This is a genomic window from Trichococcus palustris, assembly GCF_900114465.1.
Lineage (GTDB): Bacteria > Bacillota > Bacilli > Lactobacillales > Aerococcaceae > Trichococcus > Trichococcus palustris.
On the sequence record NZ_FOTD01000031.1, the window covers coordinates 1 to 17,517 of the forward strand.

Genomic DNA, 17,517 nt, shown 5'->3' on the forward strand with positions numbered 1-17,517 from the left:
GTATACAACAATATAAAATAATGAAAACCTTGCGTTTTTTCCGATAACCGCAAGGTTTTCACTAAAAAAATACTGAGTTAACTGTCAAAGTCGGGATATGGACCCATTTGTTCTGATAAGGCAACGAAAAATAAGCTGCCCCGAGACTGGACAGCGCATTTATTTGCGCTTCAGGAAAAAGTTTCAGTAATTCTGCTTGATTCAAATCGTCACCTCATAAACGGACTTTTAGTACTCTTAGGCGTGTAAGGCCTTTCATCCATTCTAACATTTTTGAGACTTGTTTGCGAAAATATTTCCTGATTATGCTATGATAAAGGGAGAAAAATGGATGAGGTAAACAATTATGGATGAACAAAAAGAATATTTCATGCGCGAGGCCATCAAGGAAGCAGAAAAGGCGGGCGCGATGGGCGAAGTGCCGATCGGTGCGGTTGTCGTCTGGAACGGGGCAATCATCGGGCGCGGACATAACGAACGGGAAGCAACCAACGATGCAACGACACATGCGGAAATGACCGCGATTCGGCAAGCAAATGCCTATAAAAAGAATTGGCGTCTGGAAGAAACGGAAATGTATGTGACATTGGAGCCGTGTCCGATGTGCTGCGGCGCCATCATCTTGTCACGGGTGAAGAAAGTCTATTACGGTGCGCCTGATCTGAAAGGCGGGACGGCGGGCACGCTGATGAATTTGCTGCAGGATGAACGTTTCAACCATCAGGCTGAAGTTGAAAGAGGTCTGTTGGAGGAAGAGTGCAAGGCGTTGCTGCAAAATTTTTTCCGCGCCTTGCGCAAAGAACGGAAGCTGAACAGCCGGAAGCATCTTCGCGAACAGATCAAATAAGAGAAGAAAGACTAGCTTTTTAAAAATGGCTATGGTATCATAGTAATTGCCGAAAGGCCTTATGGCAATGGCGATCTTATGAATTGAGTCAGATCCGGAAGGAAGCAGCTATAAATAGGTATCGCCCTGTGCTGTAAGTTAATAAGCCAATGACAAAGAAGCATGATAACCCGATAAACCGGGTATCATGCTTCTTTTTATGGATGGATAAATAACGAGAGTGCGACAAAAAGCATTTAGACCCGAATCACTGGAGCGGGTAATTGTTAGTAAATAAGAAAGAGGATAGGACTTTTGTCCCATCCTCTACCCGTTACCCGGATCCGGAATGGAAAAATGCCGGCATAACGAAAGATGCGGATAAGCCCGCAGTTGCGCTATCATGCTTGCCTATCGGGTTCTTCGGTTATGATGACAATGTTTCCGTTCTCCACCGATACCAGATGATCGCCCAGAAACTCACTGCCCCCGGGATAGATGTGCGTCTCTTTTTGGAATTCTTCGAATTGTTTCAGATTGAATAAATATTTGATTTGGGCCAAGAGGGAATGAGTCGAAAAAACGGCCCCGTTTTTTCCGCGCAAATCCAAGTTGCTGAGGATGGCCTCTTTGCAGGCATTATTCGTGACCAAGGTGATCTGCTCTTTTGTGTAGCCTTGAGTATGCAAGTCGGCGACAATCTTCATGCATTCTTCGATGGAAGGGGTGTTGTTTTTTATCATATATGACATGCTGATTCCTCCTGTTTTTAACTCAGAAAAAGATTATCCCTCTTAAGGCGAGTATAATCTTATGGATCGGGAAATACAAGCAAAGCGCGTGGGCAGAGGGAACGGAACCAAAATGAATGAAAGATTATAAAAGGATGTAAGGGCGGAGGATGACTTTCTATTTTGTCCGCTTTCCCTTATAATAGATAGACGAAGCAAAAGTGAAAGAGGGAAAAGGATGAGCTATCAAGCACTATATCGGGTCTGGCGTCCGCAACGGTTTGAAGATATCGCCGGTCAAGAAGCTGTCACTCAAACGTTAAAAAATGCCTTAATACAAGAAAAAACCAGCCATGCTTACCTTTTTACGGGGCCGCGCGGAACCGGTAAGACCAGTGCAGCCAAAATTTTTGCCAAGGCAATCAACTGTCACCATCGCATCGACGGCGAACCGTGCAATCAATGTGAAACATGCCGTGCCATTACCGAGGGCCGACTGAATGATGTCATCGAAATCGATGCCGCCAGCAACAATGGGGTGGAGGAAATCCGCGATATCCGTGATAAAGCCCGCTATGCTCCCACGCAATCGGATTATAAAGTATACATCATCGATGAAGTGCACATGCTGTCGACAGGGGCATTCAATGCGCTCCTGAAAACATTGGAAGAACCGCCGGAAAACGTCATCTTCATCTTGGCGACGACCGAACCGCATAAAATCCCTTTGACGATCATTTCGCGGACGCAACGGTTTGATTTCAAGCGGATCTCGTATCAGGACATCATCAAACGGATGATGTATATTCTGAACGAAGAAAAGATTGCCTATGAAGATAAAGCCCTGCAGGTCATTGCGAAATCTGCGAATGGCGGGATGCGGGATGCATTGAGTCTGTTGGATCAAGTGATCTCCTATGGGTCCCAAGCCGTCACCTTTGACCACGCGGTAAAAGTATCCGGCAGCTTGACGGAAGAAATGATGATTTCATTCTCAAGCGCTTTGTTGCATCAACAGACCGAAGAAGCGATCCAACTATTGGAGCGGATATTGAGCGAAGGCAAAGAAGCGGGACGGTTTTTGGAAGAAATGATCTTGTTCACACGCGATGTATTGGTCTATCAGCAAACAAAAGGGAAATCTTTTGAAGATAACGATCAAGATTACAGCGAGGCTTTTCAAGTCTTCTCGCAGGAAGCGCCGGTGGTCTTCCTCTATGATATGATCGAAGAGTTCAATCATACGCAAAATGAAATGCGTTTTTCCACCCAACCGGATATATACCTGGAAGTATTGGCGGTGAAATTATCGCAGCCAAGACAAGCGGCTGTGCAAAGTGCTGTGCCGAATGCGCCGGCCCATGCGGCACCGAGCGAAGAGGTATACCGTTTGGAAAGAGAAATTGCAGCAATCAAAAAAGAGCTTGCGAAGCTGCAGGAGCTGATCAGCAACGGAAAAGTTGCGGCGACAACGGAAGCAACGAAAGCCGCTCCAACCAAAAAAGAGTCGAACAGGCCTTCCAATGGGGGAGGCTTCAAGCCGAATATGTCGAAAACCTATCAGGTGATGGGGGAGGCGACGAAACAGGATCTCAACCAGATAAGGGAATTTTGGACGGATATCCTGGATATTCTATCAGTTACCCAAAGGGCGGTATTGAAACAGGCAAATCCTGTGGCTGCGGGTCCGAACGGTTTTATCCTGTCATTCCAATATGATATTTTATGCCAAAAGGCTACCGAAGATGCGGAATTACAGGAAGCCGTGGATGCGGCGACCCAAAGGATTTTGAAACGTCCGGGTGAGCTGGTTTGCTTGACGGAGGAACAATGGACAACGGTCCGACGCGGTTATATCCAAAAACGCAATGATGTGACTCCACCCGCAAGTGCGCCGGAAGCACCGAAAAAACAGGAGCCGAAAGCGGGACGACAAAGCCCGGACAACGGGCAGGCTGATGCGAATACGCTTGATTTGCCGCCGGAACCGCCGATGCCTGAACAAGAGGATGGCTTACGGGGAGACTACCATCCCGGCAACTTCGAGGATGATTTTGCGGTAGAGCCGGATCCAATCATCCTGGAGGAGCAAAAAGAGCAGGAAGTCATCGACCAGGCGCTCAGCTTGTTCGGTGATGACATCGTAACAATCATGAACGATTAAAAAGAGTGCGAAAAAAGCCGGATACAGGGGAAGCATGCGACTTCATCCTCGGCCTTTGGGGCACCTTAAAAAAACATATAAAAGAGAGGAAGAAGATATATGCGAGGCGGAATGGGAAATATGCAAGGCATGATGAAACAAATGCAAAAAATGCAAAAAGAATTGGAACAAACACAAGAGGTCATCAACGCAACCCAATTTGTGGGCGAAGCTTCAAATGGTTTGGTGAAAATCACGATGACAGGCAACAAGAAAGTTGTTGATGTCGTGATCGCGGCTGAGGCTGTAGATCCGGATGATGTGGAAATGCTGCAAGATTTGGTTTTGATGGCGACAAATGATGCACTTGCGAAAATTGAAGTTGAAACAAAAGCAAAATTGGGCAAATTTGCGAATATCCCAGGCTTGTAAGAAAAGGCAGTAATTAAAAAAAGCAAGGATTGAAAAAGAGAGCGAGGGTGAGACAAGTCGTGTAGCTTTGACTTTAGTCCCAGCCTCATTCTTTTTTTATATCGGAAGAGGGGATTTTTGAGATGCAATATCCAGAGCCTATAGCAAAACTGATTGAAAGTTTTATGAAACTGCCGGGCATCGGGCAAAAAACGGCTGCCCGTTTGGCCTTCTTCTGTCTGGAAATGGATGAGGAAGAAGTGCTTGATTTCGCGAACGCCTTGATCCGGTCAAAAAGGGATTTACATCAATGTTCCGTTTGCGGTAATATTACCGAAACGGATCCGTGCGCGATTTGTTCAGATCAATCGCGCGACCTTTCGACCATCTTAGTGGTCGAAAATCCGCGCGATGTCATGTCGATGGAGAAAATCCGTGAATATCACGGCCTCTATCATGTGTTGAACGGTGTCCTGTCTCCGATGGAAGGCACCGGACCAGAAGATTTGAACATCGCCAGTCTCATCAAACGATTGCAGGATGAGGTCGTCAAAGAAGTGATCATTGCGACCAATGCGACCGCAGAAGGGGAAGCGACAGCCATGTATCTGTCCCGTCTGATCAAACCGGCCGGCATCAAGGTGACGCGTCTGGCTTACGGACTTGCTGTAGGCAGTGATATCGAATATGCGGATGAAATGACGTTGTTCCGAGCAATTGACGGGCGCAGGGAACTGTAGGAATGCTTTTAATAGTGGGGGGAAAAAGGGAAAAGATGCTATTTCACTTGACCAGTGCAAGTAAAAAAGAGAACCAATTAAAGAGAAGGTACGACGAGGAACTGACGGCCTTGATAACGGCGGTCCACCAAAACTACAGCACATTGCTTCAATTGGAACAAAACGCTTATGATCTGCCCGAGGATCTTCTTATTTTGGAGAAGATTGCAAAAGTAAAATATCTCTTTTTGCTCCGCGAAGTGAAGAAGAGACAACTGACAGCCGATATTTCCGCGCCGAAGAAAGCAAAAGCGTTGAAGTGGCGGAAACGGACCAATCATGCAGAAGACATTTTCCATCCAGAGTAATAGACATCGTTGTCCAGGCCGTTGAACGGCCTGGATTTTTATATATATGTTTGCCTGACAAGCCATACCGAACTATATGAGACGCAGTTCAAAAATGTCCTGGAAAGCGCAAAGGAATAGTCTTGGGAAGAACGACTAGCATACATGGAAAAACAAGAGAAGCGATCAGGAAATAATTCCCCCGTCTTTTGTTTTTTTATTGTCGGCGAACCGAAATGGGAAAGTAAATTTCAAAAATCTGTGATAAAATTGACAAAGCTATATAAGAATCATCTGTATAAAAAAAGCTTGATTTAGCGTATAATGAAAGTATTAGAATCATGGGAGTGTGTAAAGTGAGAGGGATTTTCATCACAATGGAAGGGCCGGATGGCTCAGGGAAGACGACAGCGCTGCAACAAGTGGTGCCGCGTCTGCAAAATGCAATGGAAAAGCGCGTAATCGCCACGAGGGAACCTGGTGGAAGCCCGATTGCAGAGAAAATCCGTCAGCTGATATTAGATCCTTTGCATACTGAAATGGATTCTAGGACAGAAGCACTATTATATGCGGCTAGCCGCAGACAACATCTGGTTGAAAAAGTGATCCCTGTTTTGGAAAAGGGAGACGTCATTTTTTGTGACCGTTTTGTAGATAGCTCGATTGCCTATCAAGGTTATGCGCGCGGGATAGGGGAAGGCGGTATCCGTGAAATCAATCAGTTCGCAACGGAAGGGATCGAACCGGATGTGACCTTGTACATCGATGTGCCTGCCGAGGTAGGGATTCAGCGGATCAAAGCGAGTCTGGATGATCGTGAATACAACCGTCTGGATCAAGAGAAAATAACGTTCCATGAAAAAGTAAGGACCGGCTATCTGCAGTTGGCAAAAGAAAACCCGGAGCGCATCGTCGTGATAGATGGGACCATGAGCCGGGAAGCAGTAGCGGAAGCCTGTTATCAAGTCATCAAAAATAGATATCCAGCATATTTCAAAGATGGTAAATAATTTCCGGATGTCCATGTAGCAATCTTTTTATCGCAAGAGGAAAAGGGGAAACAAGATGAAATTAATTATGGCCGTTATTCAAGATAAAGATAGCGCAATTTTGTCCGATGAGTTGGTGGAAGCCAATATTCGGGCGACGAAATTGCCGTCAACAGGCGGATTCCTGCGTTCCGGGAATACCACCTTTATGATCGGTGTGGAAGATGAACGGGTGGAAGAAGTGTTGGCGATCATCAAAGCAAACTGCGAATCAAGGGAACAGTTCATGGCGGCGCCCGTCAGCATTGACGCAACGTTGGAAAGCACCCTTGCGTATCCGATGGAAGTGCTTGTCGGAGGCGCGACGGTATTCGTCTTGCCGATCGAAAGTTTTCACCGTTTTTAACAGAAAGAAGGAATAGAAGGCGTGACAAACACTGTTTTGAGACAACAGCCAGAGCTTGTTGAATTGTTCCAGCACACCATAATGGAGAAACGTTTAGGCCACGCTTATCTATTCGAAGGGTCACGCGGAACCGGAAAACAAGAGATGGCACGATGGATAGCGCAGATGCTTTTTTGTGAGGATCTGCAAAACAATCAACCATGCCAACGCTGCAATCATTGCCACCGGATAGCGGCAGGCGAATTTCCTGACGTTGCGGAGATACTTCCGGACGGGCAATCGATCAAGGTGGGCCAGGTCCGTGAACTGAAATCGGAACTATCCAAGAGCGGGATGGAAGGCAGCCGGAAAGTATATCTGATCCACGATGCGGAAAAAATGACGATCAGCGCTTCAAATAGCCTATTGACCTTTTTGGAGGAGCCGCAAAGCGATACCTATCTGATCCTCATGACAACGTCTAAGGAGAACATCTTGCCGACGATTCGTTCCCGCTGCCAGATTGTCCACTTCCAGACATTGAATAAACAGGTTCTGAGTGAAACGCTCATTGCCAAGGGTGTTCAGCCTGAAAATGCTGCACTTTTGGCCGCGATCACCAATAATCAGGACGAAGCGCTTGAACTCAATCAAGACGAAACATTCCATGAAGCCAAGAAAAAGGTGTGGCGCTGGTTCCAACTGATGATGGCACAGGATCCCCAAGCTTTCCTTTTCGTGCAGATGGATTTGATGGAAGCGTTGAAGGACAAAAAAGATGCGCAGTTTTATTTGGATCTGCTGCTGCTCTATTACCGAGACTTGCTCTACACGAAATATCAGAATCAGCAAGCAGTCGTAAACAGGAAATATATGGAGACCTATGAAAATCTTGCGGTTGGCATCCGTCATCCGGAGATTACCCGGCAAATGGAGAGCATTTTGAACGGCAAAAAGCGGCTGGATGCGAATGTTCAACTGCAAGGGGTACTGGAAAATATTTCACTAGAAAATACCTTATAGGATAGAGCTTCCGAAGGAGAATGAAAATGAAAAATGTGATTGGTGTTCGTTTTATGCCTGTCGGGCCCATCTCTTACTATGAAGCTGGTCAGACGGATTATGAAATCGACGAAAAATTAATTATAAATAACGGAAACTCTGTTGATTTGGGGCAAGTTGTTGTTGTAGGGAAACAATGCAACGAAGACGACAGTATCCTTTCTCATAGACATATTTTAAGGGTTGCCACAGCGGATGACCTAGAGCAGGACAGCAAAAACAAACTGGATGCAATCGAAGCATTCAGCATTTGCAAAGCGAAAATGAAACAATTAGAATTAGAGATGAAATTGATCAAAGCGGAATATACCTTTGACCGGAGCCACCTGACATTCCATTTCAGTTCGGAGGGAAGAGTGGACTTCCGGGGGTTGGTCCGTGAATTGGCATCCGTTTTCCGCACCCGGATTGAATTGCATCAAATCGGCGTCCGCGATGAAGCGAAGATCCTTGGCGGAATCGGACCATGCGGGAGAACACTGTGTTGTTCCACCTTCTTAGGCGATTTTGTCCCGGTTTCGATTAAAATGGCCAAAGACCAAGGGTTGTCTTTGAACCCGACCAAAATTTCGGGGCTATGCGGCCGGTTGATGTGTTGCTTGAATTATGAAAATGACACGTATGTTGCACTCAGGAAGGAAATGCCTGACTATGGGAACGAAGTCATGACACCTGAAGGAAAAGGAAAAGTCGTGGAACTGAATGTTTTGAGCCAAATCGTGAAAGTGCGTCTGTATGATCACAACAAGACGGCGGAATATGCAAGCTCCGAACTGTTGGTTTGAAGGGCAGAACGAACGCCTTAGAAGGAAGATAGAAAAATAATTGGAAAATGCGAGTGGATAAAATGGATAAACGTGCCTTGTATGACCAAATCCATCGAGTGGAAAGCCGAATTTCCTCGATGGGGACAGATATTAAAGAAATCCAGGGAAAAATGGATGAATTGATAGAAGAGAATACAAACCTGCAGATTGAAAATCAACATTTGCGTGATCGCATCGATTTTCTGGTAAAGGAAAAAGAAGATTCCCAGAAACAAGAACCGGAAATGTCCAAATCCCGTTTGAACTTACAAAAGTTATACGAGGACGGTTTTCATGTCTGCAATGTTTACTATGGCTCCCGACGAGTGGATGACGAGCCATGTGTTTTCTGCATCGATGTCATTTACGGAGAAAGGGACCGTAAAAATTAAAGAGTGTGATCGACCTTGCGGGATGCCTTCAAAGCATCGCAAGGCAAAAAATCAGCTCAGATATGAGGGAGGGCCTGGGATAAAAATTCCAGGCCTCTCTATTTTAGGAATGGACGGGCAGATGCGCTGCGTTTCGTGAATCCCGACTTGTATCCTCTGCTGAAATAGTTTTATAATGTTAGGAAAAAAATCAAAAAAGGGGTAAATGAATGGAGAACGTATTAAAAGAAGGCGAACGGCTGGATGTATTGAAAAGAGAGAATATTCACATTATTCAGAGTTCCGCTGTCTTCTCATTTTCGTTGGATGCGGTCCTGTTGGCGGATTTTGCGGATCTGCCGCGCGTCAAACCTGCTAAAATTGTCGATTTGTGTGCCGGGAACGGTGCGGTCTCCTTTCTATTGACCGGTAAAACAAAAAATGCGATCGTCGGCGTGGAACTGCAGGAGAAATTGGTTGATATGGCCAGGCGGACGGTGCAGCTGAACCATCTGGAAGAAAAAGTTTCATTCGTGCATGCCGATGTGAACGAAATCACCCAATGGATCGAGCCGGATTCCGTCGATGTGATCACCTGCAACCCTCCTTATTTCAAAATCAGCGATTCCAGTTTCAAGAACGAAAAGGACGCTTTTGCTATCGCCAGGCATGAAATCTATTTGACGCTGGATCAATTGATGAAGCAAACCAGTCACCTGTTGAAGATGAAAGGGAAAGCCTACTTCGTCCATCGTCCCGATCGTTTGATGGAGATCATGGAAACGATGCGGAAAAATCGGATTGCGCCGAAAAAACTGCAGTTCATCTATCCCAAACACGATAAAGAAGCGAACATGATCCTGATTGAAGGCATTAAAGACGGGAAAGAGGATGGCTTCCGTGTCTTACCGCCATTGGTTGTGTATAATCAAAAAGGGGAATACAGCGATAAAATAAAGGGTATCCTATATGGTGAGCAGTAACCACTATTTTTATGTCCTGCAGTGCGCCGACCGGTCTTTTTATGCAGGCTATTCGACCGATGTCATCCGCCGCGAAAAAGAACACAATGGCGGCATCGGCAGCAAGTACACAAAAGCGCGCCGCCCGATTCAACTGATCTATGCTGAAAATTACGGGACGAGGCCGGAAGCGACGAAAGCGGAGGCGGCCTTCAAGAAGCTCACGCGGAAACAGAAAGAAGACTATTTATCAGGTAGAGGCATCTGCTTCCCTATAGCGGAAACGATGTCTGCGCTGACGGCCGTTCAGGTCGATCGCAAGATAGAATCAAAACCAGAGGAGAATCAGCATGCAACTGCAGAAAAGTTATGAGAACCATCCCAGTGGGACATTGTATTTAGTGCCGACACCCATCGGCAATCTGGAGGATATGACTTTCCGGGCGGTGAGGACACTGCAGGAAGTCGATTTGATCGCTGCAGAGGATACGCGCAACACCAGGAAATTATTGACGCATTTTGAAATAGATACGCCGCAGATCAGTTTCCATGAACACAATACCCAAGAGCGGATTCCGCAACTGGTCGGGAAACTGTTGGCAGGCCAATCGATTGCGCAAGTCAGCGATGCAGGGATGCCTTCCATCAGCGATCCGGGCCATGAGCTGGTTCGGGCTTGCATCGCTGCGGATATCCCGGTCGTTCCTTTGCCGGGTGCGATTGCAGGCGTGACGGCGTTGGTTGCCTCCGGATTGGCACCGCAGCCGTTCTATTTTTTCGGTTTTTTGGAAAGGAAGAAAAAGGAACAGGCGGAACAATTGGAGTCTTTGAAGAATCGCGAAGAGACGATGATTTTTTACGAATCGCCTTTCCGTTTGAAGGATTTGCTCAAGAATATCGCAGCGGTCATGGGCGGCGACAGACAGGTTGTCATCTGCCGCGAATTGACGAAACGCTTTGAAGAATTCATCCGCGGCTCTGCGGAGGAGTTGGTTTTATGGGCCGAAGAGACGGAAATCAGAGGGGAAATCTGCCTGATGATCGCCGGGAATGATAACCCCGAAAAACCGGTGGAAGAGAATTTTGATGAACTGTCCTTAAAAGAACTTGTTGAGATGTTGATGGCGGAACAAGGGCTTTCCTCCAAAGATGCCATCAAAGAGGCTGCTAAAATAAGAAACTTGAAAAAACAAGAGGTTTATCAAGCTTACCACGGATTCTAAAGGGGGGGATAAGATGGTTTTCTATTTCCTGGGTGCCCTTTCTCTGACGGTTTCTGGGGCGTTATTTTTTACCGACAACAGAAAACCGGGTCAAAGTTACTCATTTATGGCCGGAGTGCTCTGCCTTTGTCTCGGCGGCCTGCAGGATACAAGCTTCCTGCAGATTGCATGGGTTCGTTATTTCGTAATCGTTTCTTGGTTCCTGCTCGGAATGCTGTCGCCTTTTGTCTTTTTCTTTATGGGGATCGCGTTTGTTGTCAATGGTCTGAAATTGCTAAAGAGAGAAGGTTGGTCAAAACGCTATACGGTACTGGTTTTGCTCGGGGTCGCCATTCTGACGCTGGTCGTTCTGTTCCTGCTCAATTACTTCCTGTTCAATGATATAGTGATATGGAAATTTATGCGGCTATTAGGGTATGTCATCATTTATTTTACCCTCGCATTTGTCGGGTTCCTTTTCGCGACAATTTTCTACAGGGTGGTCCGACTGCGTTACGATAAAGACTTTGTCATCGTTTTAGGGGCGGAACTGCTTCCGAATGGAGAAATCAGCCCGCTTTTGCGCAGCCGCCTGGATAAAACGGTCCAATTTTACCGTCGTCAAGTCAAGAGGACTGTGAAAATCCCTTGTCGTCTGATTGTGAGTGGAGGCGAAGGTGCGGATGAGCCTTTTTCCGAAGCTTACGCGATGAAGCGCTATTTAATAAAGAAGGGTATTCCGGCAGAGGTCATCATAGAGGAAGCGCAATCGCTCAACACCTATCAAAACCTATTGTATTCAAAAGATATCATGGACAGGCTGAAGAGGGATTACAAATGCATCTTCATAACCAACACCTTCCACGTTTTCCGCAGTAGCGTCTATGCGCGCAGAGTGGGATTGAAAGCGAAAGGTTTGGGAGCGAGAACGGACCTGTATTATTTACCTTATGCTTTTTTTAGGGAATTCATCGCGTTGTTGCTTATTTACGGGCAGCTGAACGCGCTCCTTTTAGGCGTCGTGTTCAGCTTCGGCATTATCCGTGTTTATCTGCAATGAAAAAACTAGCTTCGAAACGGTTTCGACCGTCAGGAGGCTAGTTTTTTTGGCTCTTATTCGGTTTTGTTGTTTTGATTGTTTTGGCTCAACAAGGAGTCCCGGATTTCTTTCAAATATTGTTCGACAACGGGTACTTCAGCTTCGACTTCCACCGGTTCTTCAGGCGGTTGTTTCCTTTTCAATCGGTTGATAGCTTGGATCATCATGAACAGGACGAGTGCAATCAGCAGGAAGTTAACGACTGCTTGAAGGAAATTGCCGTAGGTGAAATCAGCTTTTCCGAGTTTGAACGACAAACCGGTCAAGTCTGCGTTTCCGGTAATCGCCACTATGATGGGCGTGATGATATCTTTTACTAATGAATTGACGATTGCCGTAAAGGCAGCCCCGATGACAACCCCGACGGCCAAGTCAAGCACGTTGCCGCGCATAATGAATTGTTTGAATTCTTTCCACATATTTTTTCACCACCTTTTCAAATCATTATATTGCACAATTTTCTTTAGGGCAATTACTATCCCTCGATGGAACCGATTTTCTATAGGGCGGGTGCTAAGGTGTCTGTGTGATGTAATGATTGGTCGAATAATCGGCTTCATCTAAGGAAGTTTGTTTGCTCTGGATCATTTGTGCCAGCGAATAGCCGATCAAGGGACCGGAAGTCAAACCGGAAGAGCCGAGACCGCTTGCGGTATAGCACTGTTCCAGTCCCGGGACAGTGCCGAAAAAGGGGCTGAAGTCAGAAGTGTAGGCGCGTGTCCCTACGCGGACGTCAGCCAGGTCCGCATTTTTTAAACTTGGGATCAAGGCAATGGCCTGTCCCAACATGGGGGTCAGGATGGAAGGGTCTGGTTCGAGATCATAGCCTTTATCGTTTTCATGGCTGGCACCGACGATGACCCTCCCGCCCTCGAAAGGGAGCAGATCGATTTCTCCTTGCGGCATCACGACGGGATAATCCTTCGCATCGGGGCTATCTGTCTGCAGAACGAGCAATTGCCCTTTTTGGCCGCGGACATCGACCGTATAGCCAAGGGGCTCCAGCGCCTGTGGAAGCCAAGCGCCGACCGCAAGGATGACGGCATCGAAGGAAACCGCTCCATTGAGGGTGTTGACGGAGAAGGCTTCCTTGTTTTTACTTAAAGTAATGTGTTCGTTATGGATGCAGCCGTCAAAGGATAGGGCAGCTTGCAGCAACACTTGCGTCAAGGCTTGCCCATCGACGCGAGCGCCGCCACCGACGAAAAGGGCATTGTCCATGGGGACAAGCGGCGGAATGATGCCTTTTAGCTCTTCGCCAGCCAATATTTTGATGGTCCCGATCATCGGGGCAGCTTTTCTGCGTTCCACTGCGCGGTCATGGACTTCTTGGATATATCCAGGCTTATTCCCCAGGATGATGGTTCCGCATTGCTTATACGCATCTGTGGGGAAACCGTCCGAATCCAGATCCGACATCAGTTGTCTATAAAAAGCGGCACCCTCGGAAACGAGCCGGTACCATTTCTTATTGCGGCGACGCGATAACCAGGGGCAGATGATCCCTGCCGCGGCAGCGGTCGCCTGTCCGATCCCTTCGTCGAAAATGGTAACCTGGTAACCTGCTCTTGCTAAATAATAACTTGCTGTAGCGCCGACGATGCCTGCGCCCACAACAGCGATTTCTTTTGCCATGAAGAACCCCCCCTCCTATAAAGAAAAGTGCCGGGGTATCGAACATCGCCCCGGCACATCCTTATTTAAAATCTGTCCTGCTATTCTCGGATCTGCCCTTGTCCGTAGATGATGTATTTGTAGGAAGTCAATTCCTTCAGTCCCATCGGTCCGCGGGCATGCAATTTTTGCGTGCTGATGCCGATTTCTCCGCCGAAACCGAAGCAACCGCCATCGGTAAAACGGGAAGAGGCATTGATGTAAACAGCTGCTGCATCGATGTCATTGAGGAAATCCTGTGCGGACTGGTAATTATCCGTCACAATCACCTCGGAATGGCCGGTGCTGTACTTTTGGATATGTTTGACAGCCTCGTCGTAGGAAGGAACGACCTTCACTGCCAAGATGAAATCCAGGAATTCTGTGGCGTAATCCACGTCAGTGGCAGGGACCGCTTCGGGCAGGATGGCGCGCGTCTGTTCATCCCCGCGCAATTCAACCTTGTATGGTTTTAACGCTTCGGCAAAGACAGGCAGGAATGCTGCCGCTACAGATTCGTGCACCAACAAGGTTTCGATTGAGTTGCAGACAGAAGGGCGGGAACATTTTGCATTCACCAAGATGCGGGTAGCCATCTCCAATTGCGCGTCTTTATCGACGTACAGGTGACAGTTGCCGATGCCCGTTTCGATGACAGGGACGGTCGCATTTTTCATGACCGTTTGAATCAAGCCGGCGCCGCCTCGTGGGATCAAACAATCCAGGTATTCGTTCAGACGCATAAATTCGGCAGCCAGTTCACGGGAAGGGTCAGGAATCAATTGCAACGTTTCTTTCGCAAAACCGGCTGACTGCAAACCGTCCTGGAGAGCAGCCATGATCGCTTTGTTGGATTCCAACGCCTCTTTTCCGCCGCGGAGAATGACCGCATTTCCGGATTTGAAGCACAAAGCGCTGGCATCGGCCGTAACGTTGGGGCGCGACTCATAGATGATTCCGATGACGCCCAGCGGTACCCGTTGCTTGCCGATCATCAACCCGTCAGCGGATTTTGTCATTTCTTCCACATAACCGATTGGATCAGGCAACTGCGCGATTTCTTTGAAGCTATCCGCCATGCCTTTGATGCGTTGCTCATTCAATGTCAAACGTTCAATCATCGGTTTCGTCAGTCCGTTTGCTTCGGCATTGGCGATGTCTTTGGCGTTGGCCGCCAAAATGTCCGCTTGGTGTTTGTACAGCGCCGCTTCCATTGCGAGCAGGCCTTCATTCTTTTGCTTTGTGGATGCTTTTCTAAGGGCGTTTGCAGCCGCTTTGGCGGCGATCCCCATTTCTTCTAATAAGGCATTCATAAAATATCCTCCTCTATTTGTCTTCATTTACAAAATAGGTCCCAATTTCTTTTCCTTCCAAGATTTCAAACAGGACAGTCGGATCGACTGCTTTAGTGAGGACCATCTGTTGGTTGTTGGAGAGGATATGTTTCGCCGCGGTCAGTTTTGTAGCCATTCCGCCCGTTCCGAATTTAGAGCCGTTCCCGCCTGCTAAAGCCATTTCCTTGTCAGTGACTTTGTGCAGGGTGTGGAAAAGGGCAGCATCGGGATTCGTCATCGGATTCTTATCATAGAAACCATCCACGTCGGATAACATGATCAGCAGGTCAGCAGAAATGATTTCCGCGACAGTCGCGGAAAGACGGTCGTTATCGCCGAATTTGGTTTGATGATCCAATTCTTCCACGGATACGGCATCATTTTCGTTTACGATAGGGATGATACCCATCTGTAATAGCTGCTCAAAAGCATTTTCCGCATTTTTGCGGCTTTCCGGAAATTCCACAATATCGCGGGTCATCAAAATTTGTCCAACAATCTGATTGTAGTGCGAAAAGAAACGCGAATAAAGATTCATCAATTCGCTTTGTCCCACCGATGCAATCGCCTGTTGTTCCGGAATGGTCTTCGGTCGCTGCGGCAAATTCAGAAGGTTGAGCCCAACACCCATGGCCCCGGAGGAAACCAGAACGATTTCTTTTCCTTGTTTGCGCAGTACTGTCAAAACATAGGCCATGCGGTCGATTGTTTGATAATCAATTGAATCATCGGGCAACATCAGAGAGCTCGTTCCGATTTTAACGACGATTCTTTTGCAATCCAAAATTTTTTTGCGTATATTATCCATGAGTTTATCCCCAGTTAAGTTATTATTTGTTCGTTCATCTAGGTATCCCCATTATAGACACCTTTTCTTGCTTTTCAAAATATACTGTCCGCAAACATTTCGTTGCTACGATATATTATCTCCTATAGTATCATGGAATGACGGAAAAAATAAGGCCGGAAGCACAAAAAAAGCTACCTGAACGATCCAGGTAGCAAAAGGAGTTGGTCTTTACTTTGGAGGAGTAAAGAAAAGAAAAAGATTGTTTGTGATTGGCCTGATTTCATAATAGAGCGCACATATGAAGAAATTATGAAGATAAAGCAATGGATCAGTTAAATTTTTCATCGCGTTCTGATCAAATGAGCCCAAAAGCCTTGAAAGCTTTAAAGAGGCCGTCGTCAGACACGGAGTCGGTCACGTGATTTGCTATTTTTTTCAGATCCTCTTTCGCATTCCCCATTGCGATTCCGGTTTCGCAAAAATCGAACATTTCGATATCGTTCAACCCGTCTCCGATAGCGATGGTCCCTTTTGTGGAGAGGCCCAGATGCGCGAGGAGCGTCTCGATCGCTACTGCTTTATGGATGCCGGGTACCATCAACTCGCCGCTTTCATCGCCAAATGCAGGGACCGTGCACTGAATCACATCGAAGGCTTCCTCGAACGCTCGTTTAATCTCGGCAAAGGCAGTTGTCTTGCTTTCCAAAAAACAGGCTTTGTTGACATCGGTCTTGTAAAGATCTTCTTCCCCGAAAATCAAACCTTCTATGAAAGGATGGGGGTTTTCCGTTTTGCGTTTTTGGGCAGCAGGATCATTGTCAACGTCTCCGTATAGGCAATATTCCACATGCGGCAGGAAGTTTTTGCTGGCGAATAGACCTCCGTTGGACTCCAAGTAAAAATCGATTTCTTTTTCATTGAAGAAATCTACCATATAGCGGACGCTTTCCGCTGAAACGGTTTTATGATATAACATTTCATCACCCAGCTCAACAAAGCCTCCACCCGCACCGATGATACCATCGAACCCGATTTCCATGATGAAATCATAGATTTCAGGTTTTGAACGGCCGGTACATAAATAAATGCGGTGGCCATTTTGTCGGGCTTGCATGCAGGCCGTCGCCGCAGATTCAGGTACCCAACCGTCATCGGTCACTAAAGTTCCGTCAATATCCAAAAAAATGATCTTCTTTTCCATAACCTTCTCCTTATTACTCTCTCGTTATTTATGTCGAAATGATATTCAGTTAACTATATTACGAATGGCTCAGAAATGCCAGCCAAAAGAAATGTAGGAAATCAGAAAAATTCGTTGACACCCATTTGAAGCCGTGATAGTATATAGAAGTTGTCCGCGAGAGTATCAGAAAAAACAATTGAAAAAAGTTGTTGACATGCAATCGGCAGGGTGATATTATATGAAAGTTGCCACTTCGGTTTGCCGATAACGAGCAAAACTTAATCGAAGAAATTCGAATAAGTGCTTGACGGAAAGTTGAAGCCGTGGTAATATTATGAAGTTATCACGTAACACGTGATAAACGATTGACCTTTGAAAACTGAACAAAGAATGAACGAACCAAATGTGCAGGGAGCTTTGATTTTATCAAAGCAAACGAAGGCGATACGCAGTATCGCAAACATAAAGTCAGTAACGTAACAAATGAGCTTTTAAATTTTACAT

At 46.6% G+C, this 17,517-nt stretch carries 20 protein-coding genes and 1 other RNA gene; 15 read left to right on the plus strand and 6 right to left on the minus strand.

Annotated features, from left to right (window positions below):
* Positions 1-346: 346 nt before the first annotated feature.
* A complete protein-coding gene (gene tadA / locus BM101_RS12915) occupies positions 347-847 on the plus strand; it encodes a tRNA adenosine(34) deaminase TadA (RefSeq protein ID WP_087033300.1) in 501 nt (166 codons plus the stop codon).
* A 56-nt stretch (positions 848-903) separates the two neighbouring features.
* Positions 904-990, plus strand: an RNA gene (gene ffs / locus BM101_RS12920) — signal recognition particle sRNA small type.
* Positions 991-1,227: 237 nt separating this feature from the next.
* Here ffs and BM101_RS12925 read toward each other — a convergent pair.
* Complete coding sequence (locus BM101_RS12925; protein ID WP_087033301.1) at positions 1,228-1,578, minus strand: hypothetical protein; 351 nt, start codon at positions 1,576-1,578, stop codon at positions 1,228-1,230.
* 217 nt (positions 1,579-1,795) lie between these two features.
* On the opposite strand from BM101_RS12925, the gene dnaX reads away from it, so the two are divergent.
* From dnaX to BM101_RS12990, 13 genes are all read left to right on the plus strand, one after another.
* On the plus strand, positions 1,796-3,721 hold the full coding sequence (dnaX, locus tag BM101_RS12930; RefSeq protein ID WP_087033302.1) for a DNA polymerase III subunit gamma/tau: 1,926 nt from the start codon (positions 1,796-1,798) through the stop codon (positions 3,719-3,721).
* Between the two features lie 99 nt (positions 3,722-3,820).
* Positions 3,821-4,132 (plus strand): YbaB/EbfC family nucleoid-associated protein, encoded by a 312-nt coding sequence (locus BM101_RS12935; RefSeq protein WP_087033303.1) that lies wholly within the window; start codon positions 3,821-3,823, stop codon positions 4,130-4,132.
* 122 nt (positions 4,133-4,254) lie between these two features.
* Positions 4,255-4,851 (plus strand): recombination mediator RecR, encoded by a 597-nt coding sequence (gene recR / locus BM101_RS12940; protein WP_087033304.1) that lies wholly within the window; start codon positions 4,255-4,257, stop codon positions 4,849-4,851.
* Between the two features lie 47 nt (positions 4,852-4,898).
* Positions 4,899-5,198 carry a YaaL family protein gene (locus tag BM101_RS12945; RefSeq protein WP_177194522.1) on the plus strand — a complete coding sequence of 100 codons (300 nt, stop codon included), beginning with the start codon at positions 4,899-4,901 and terminating at the stop codon, positions 5,196-5,198.
* Positions 5,199-5,533: 335 nt separating this feature from the next.
* Positions 5,534-6,187: a dTMP kinase gene (tmk, locus tag BM101_RS12950; RefSeq protein ID WP_087033306.1), complete on the plus strand. Its 654-nt coding sequence runs from the start codon at positions 5,534-5,536 to the stop codon at positions 6,185-6,187.
* A 55-nt stretch (positions 6,188-6,242) separates the two neighbouring features.
* Entirely contained in the window at positions 6,243-6,572 is a 330-nt protein-coding gene (locus BM101_RS12955; RefSeq protein WP_087033307.1) for a cyclic-di-AMP receptor, read from the plus strand.
* A gap of 21 nt (positions 6,573-6,593) precedes the next feature.
* Entirely contained in the window at positions 6,594-7,574 is a 981-nt protein-coding gene (gene holB, locus BM101_RS12960) for a DNA polymerase III subunit delta' (RefSeq protein WP_177194523.1), read from the plus strand.
* A gap of 26 nt (positions 7,575-7,600) precedes the next feature.
* Positions 7,601-8,398, plus strand: a complete 798-nt coding sequence (locus tag BM101_RS12965) for a PSP1 domain-containing protein (protein ID WP_087033309.1) — start codon at positions 7,601-7,603, stop codon at positions 8,396-8,398.
* Positions 8,399-8,460: 62 nt separating this feature from the next.
* Entirely contained in the window at positions 8,461-8,811 is a 351-nt protein-coding gene (locus BM101_RS12970) for a DNA replication initiation control protein YabA (protein WP_087033310.1), read from the plus strand.
* A gap of 209 nt (positions 8,812-9,020) precedes the next feature.
* Positions 9,021-9,773 (plus strand): tRNA1(Val) (adenine(37)-N6)-methyltransferase, encoded by a 753-nt coding sequence (locus BM101_RS12975; protein WP_087033311.1) that lies wholly within the window; start codon positions 9,021-9,023, stop codon positions 9,771-9,773.
* On the plus strand, positions 9,760-10,125 hold the full coding sequence (locus BM101_RS12980) for a GIY-YIG nuclease family protein (protein WP_087033312.1): 366 nt from the start codon (positions 9,760-9,762) through the stop codon (positions 10,123-10,125). Before BM101_RS12975 ends, BM101_RS12980 begins: the two co-directional genes overlap by 14 nt.
* A complete protein-coding gene (rsmI, locus tag BM101_RS12985; RefSeq protein WP_087033313.1) occupies positions 10,103-10,975 on the plus strand; it encodes a 16S rRNA (cytidine(1402)-2'-O)-methyltransferase in 873 nt (290 codons plus the stop codon). The genes BM101_RS12980 and rsmI overlap by 23 nt, the downstream gene beginning before the upstream one ends.
* A 13-nt stretch (positions 10,976-10,988) precedes the next feature.
* Positions 10,989-12,014: a YdcF family protein gene (locus BM101_RS12990; protein ID WP_087033314.1), complete on the plus strand. Its 1,026-nt coding sequence runs from the start codon at positions 10,989-10,991 to the stop codon at positions 12,012-12,014.
* Between the two features lie 53 nt (positions 12,015-12,067).
* Here the strand turns inward: BM101_RS12990 and mscL are convergent, their stop codons facing one another.
* The 5 genes from mscL to BM101_RS13015 all read right to left on the minus strand — a co-directional run bounded on the left by mscL (position 12,068) and on the right by BM101_RS13015 (position 17,031).
* Complete coding sequence (gene mscL, locus BM101_RS12995; protein ID WP_087033315.1) at positions 12,068-12,472, minus strand: large conductance mechanosensitive channel protein MscL; 405 nt, start codon at positions 12,470-12,472, stop codon at positions 12,068-12,070.
* A 94-nt stretch (positions 12,473-12,566) separates the two neighbouring features.
* Positions 12,567-13,688 (minus strand): NAD(P)/FAD-dependent oxidoreductase, encoded by a 1,122-nt coding sequence (locus BM101_RS13000; RefSeq protein ID WP_087033316.1) that lies wholly within the window; start codon positions 13,686-13,688, stop codon positions 12,567-12,569.
* A gap of 80 nt (positions 13,689-13,768) precedes the next feature.
* Positions 13,769-15,019 (minus strand): glutamate-5-semialdehyde dehydrogenase, encoded by a 1,251-nt coding sequence (locus tag BM101_RS13005; protein WP_087033317.1) that lies wholly within the window; start codon positions 15,017-15,019, stop codon positions 13,769-13,771.
* Positions 15,020-15,032: 13 nt separating this feature from the next.
* The gene (gene proB, locus BM101_RS13010) at positions 15,033-15,839 is read right to left on the minus strand and encodes a glutamate 5-kinase (RefSeq protein WP_305727930.1); all 807 of its coding nucleotides are present in this window, start codon (positions 15,837-15,839) and stop codon (positions 15,033-15,035) included.
* Between the two features lie 346 nt (positions 15,840-16,185).
* A complete protein-coding gene (locus BM101_RS13015; RefSeq protein WP_087033319.1) occupies positions 16,186-17,031 on the minus strand; it encodes a Cof-type HAD-IIB family hydrolase in 846 nt (281 codons plus the stop codon).
* Positions 17,032-17,517: the final 486 nt, after the last annotated feature.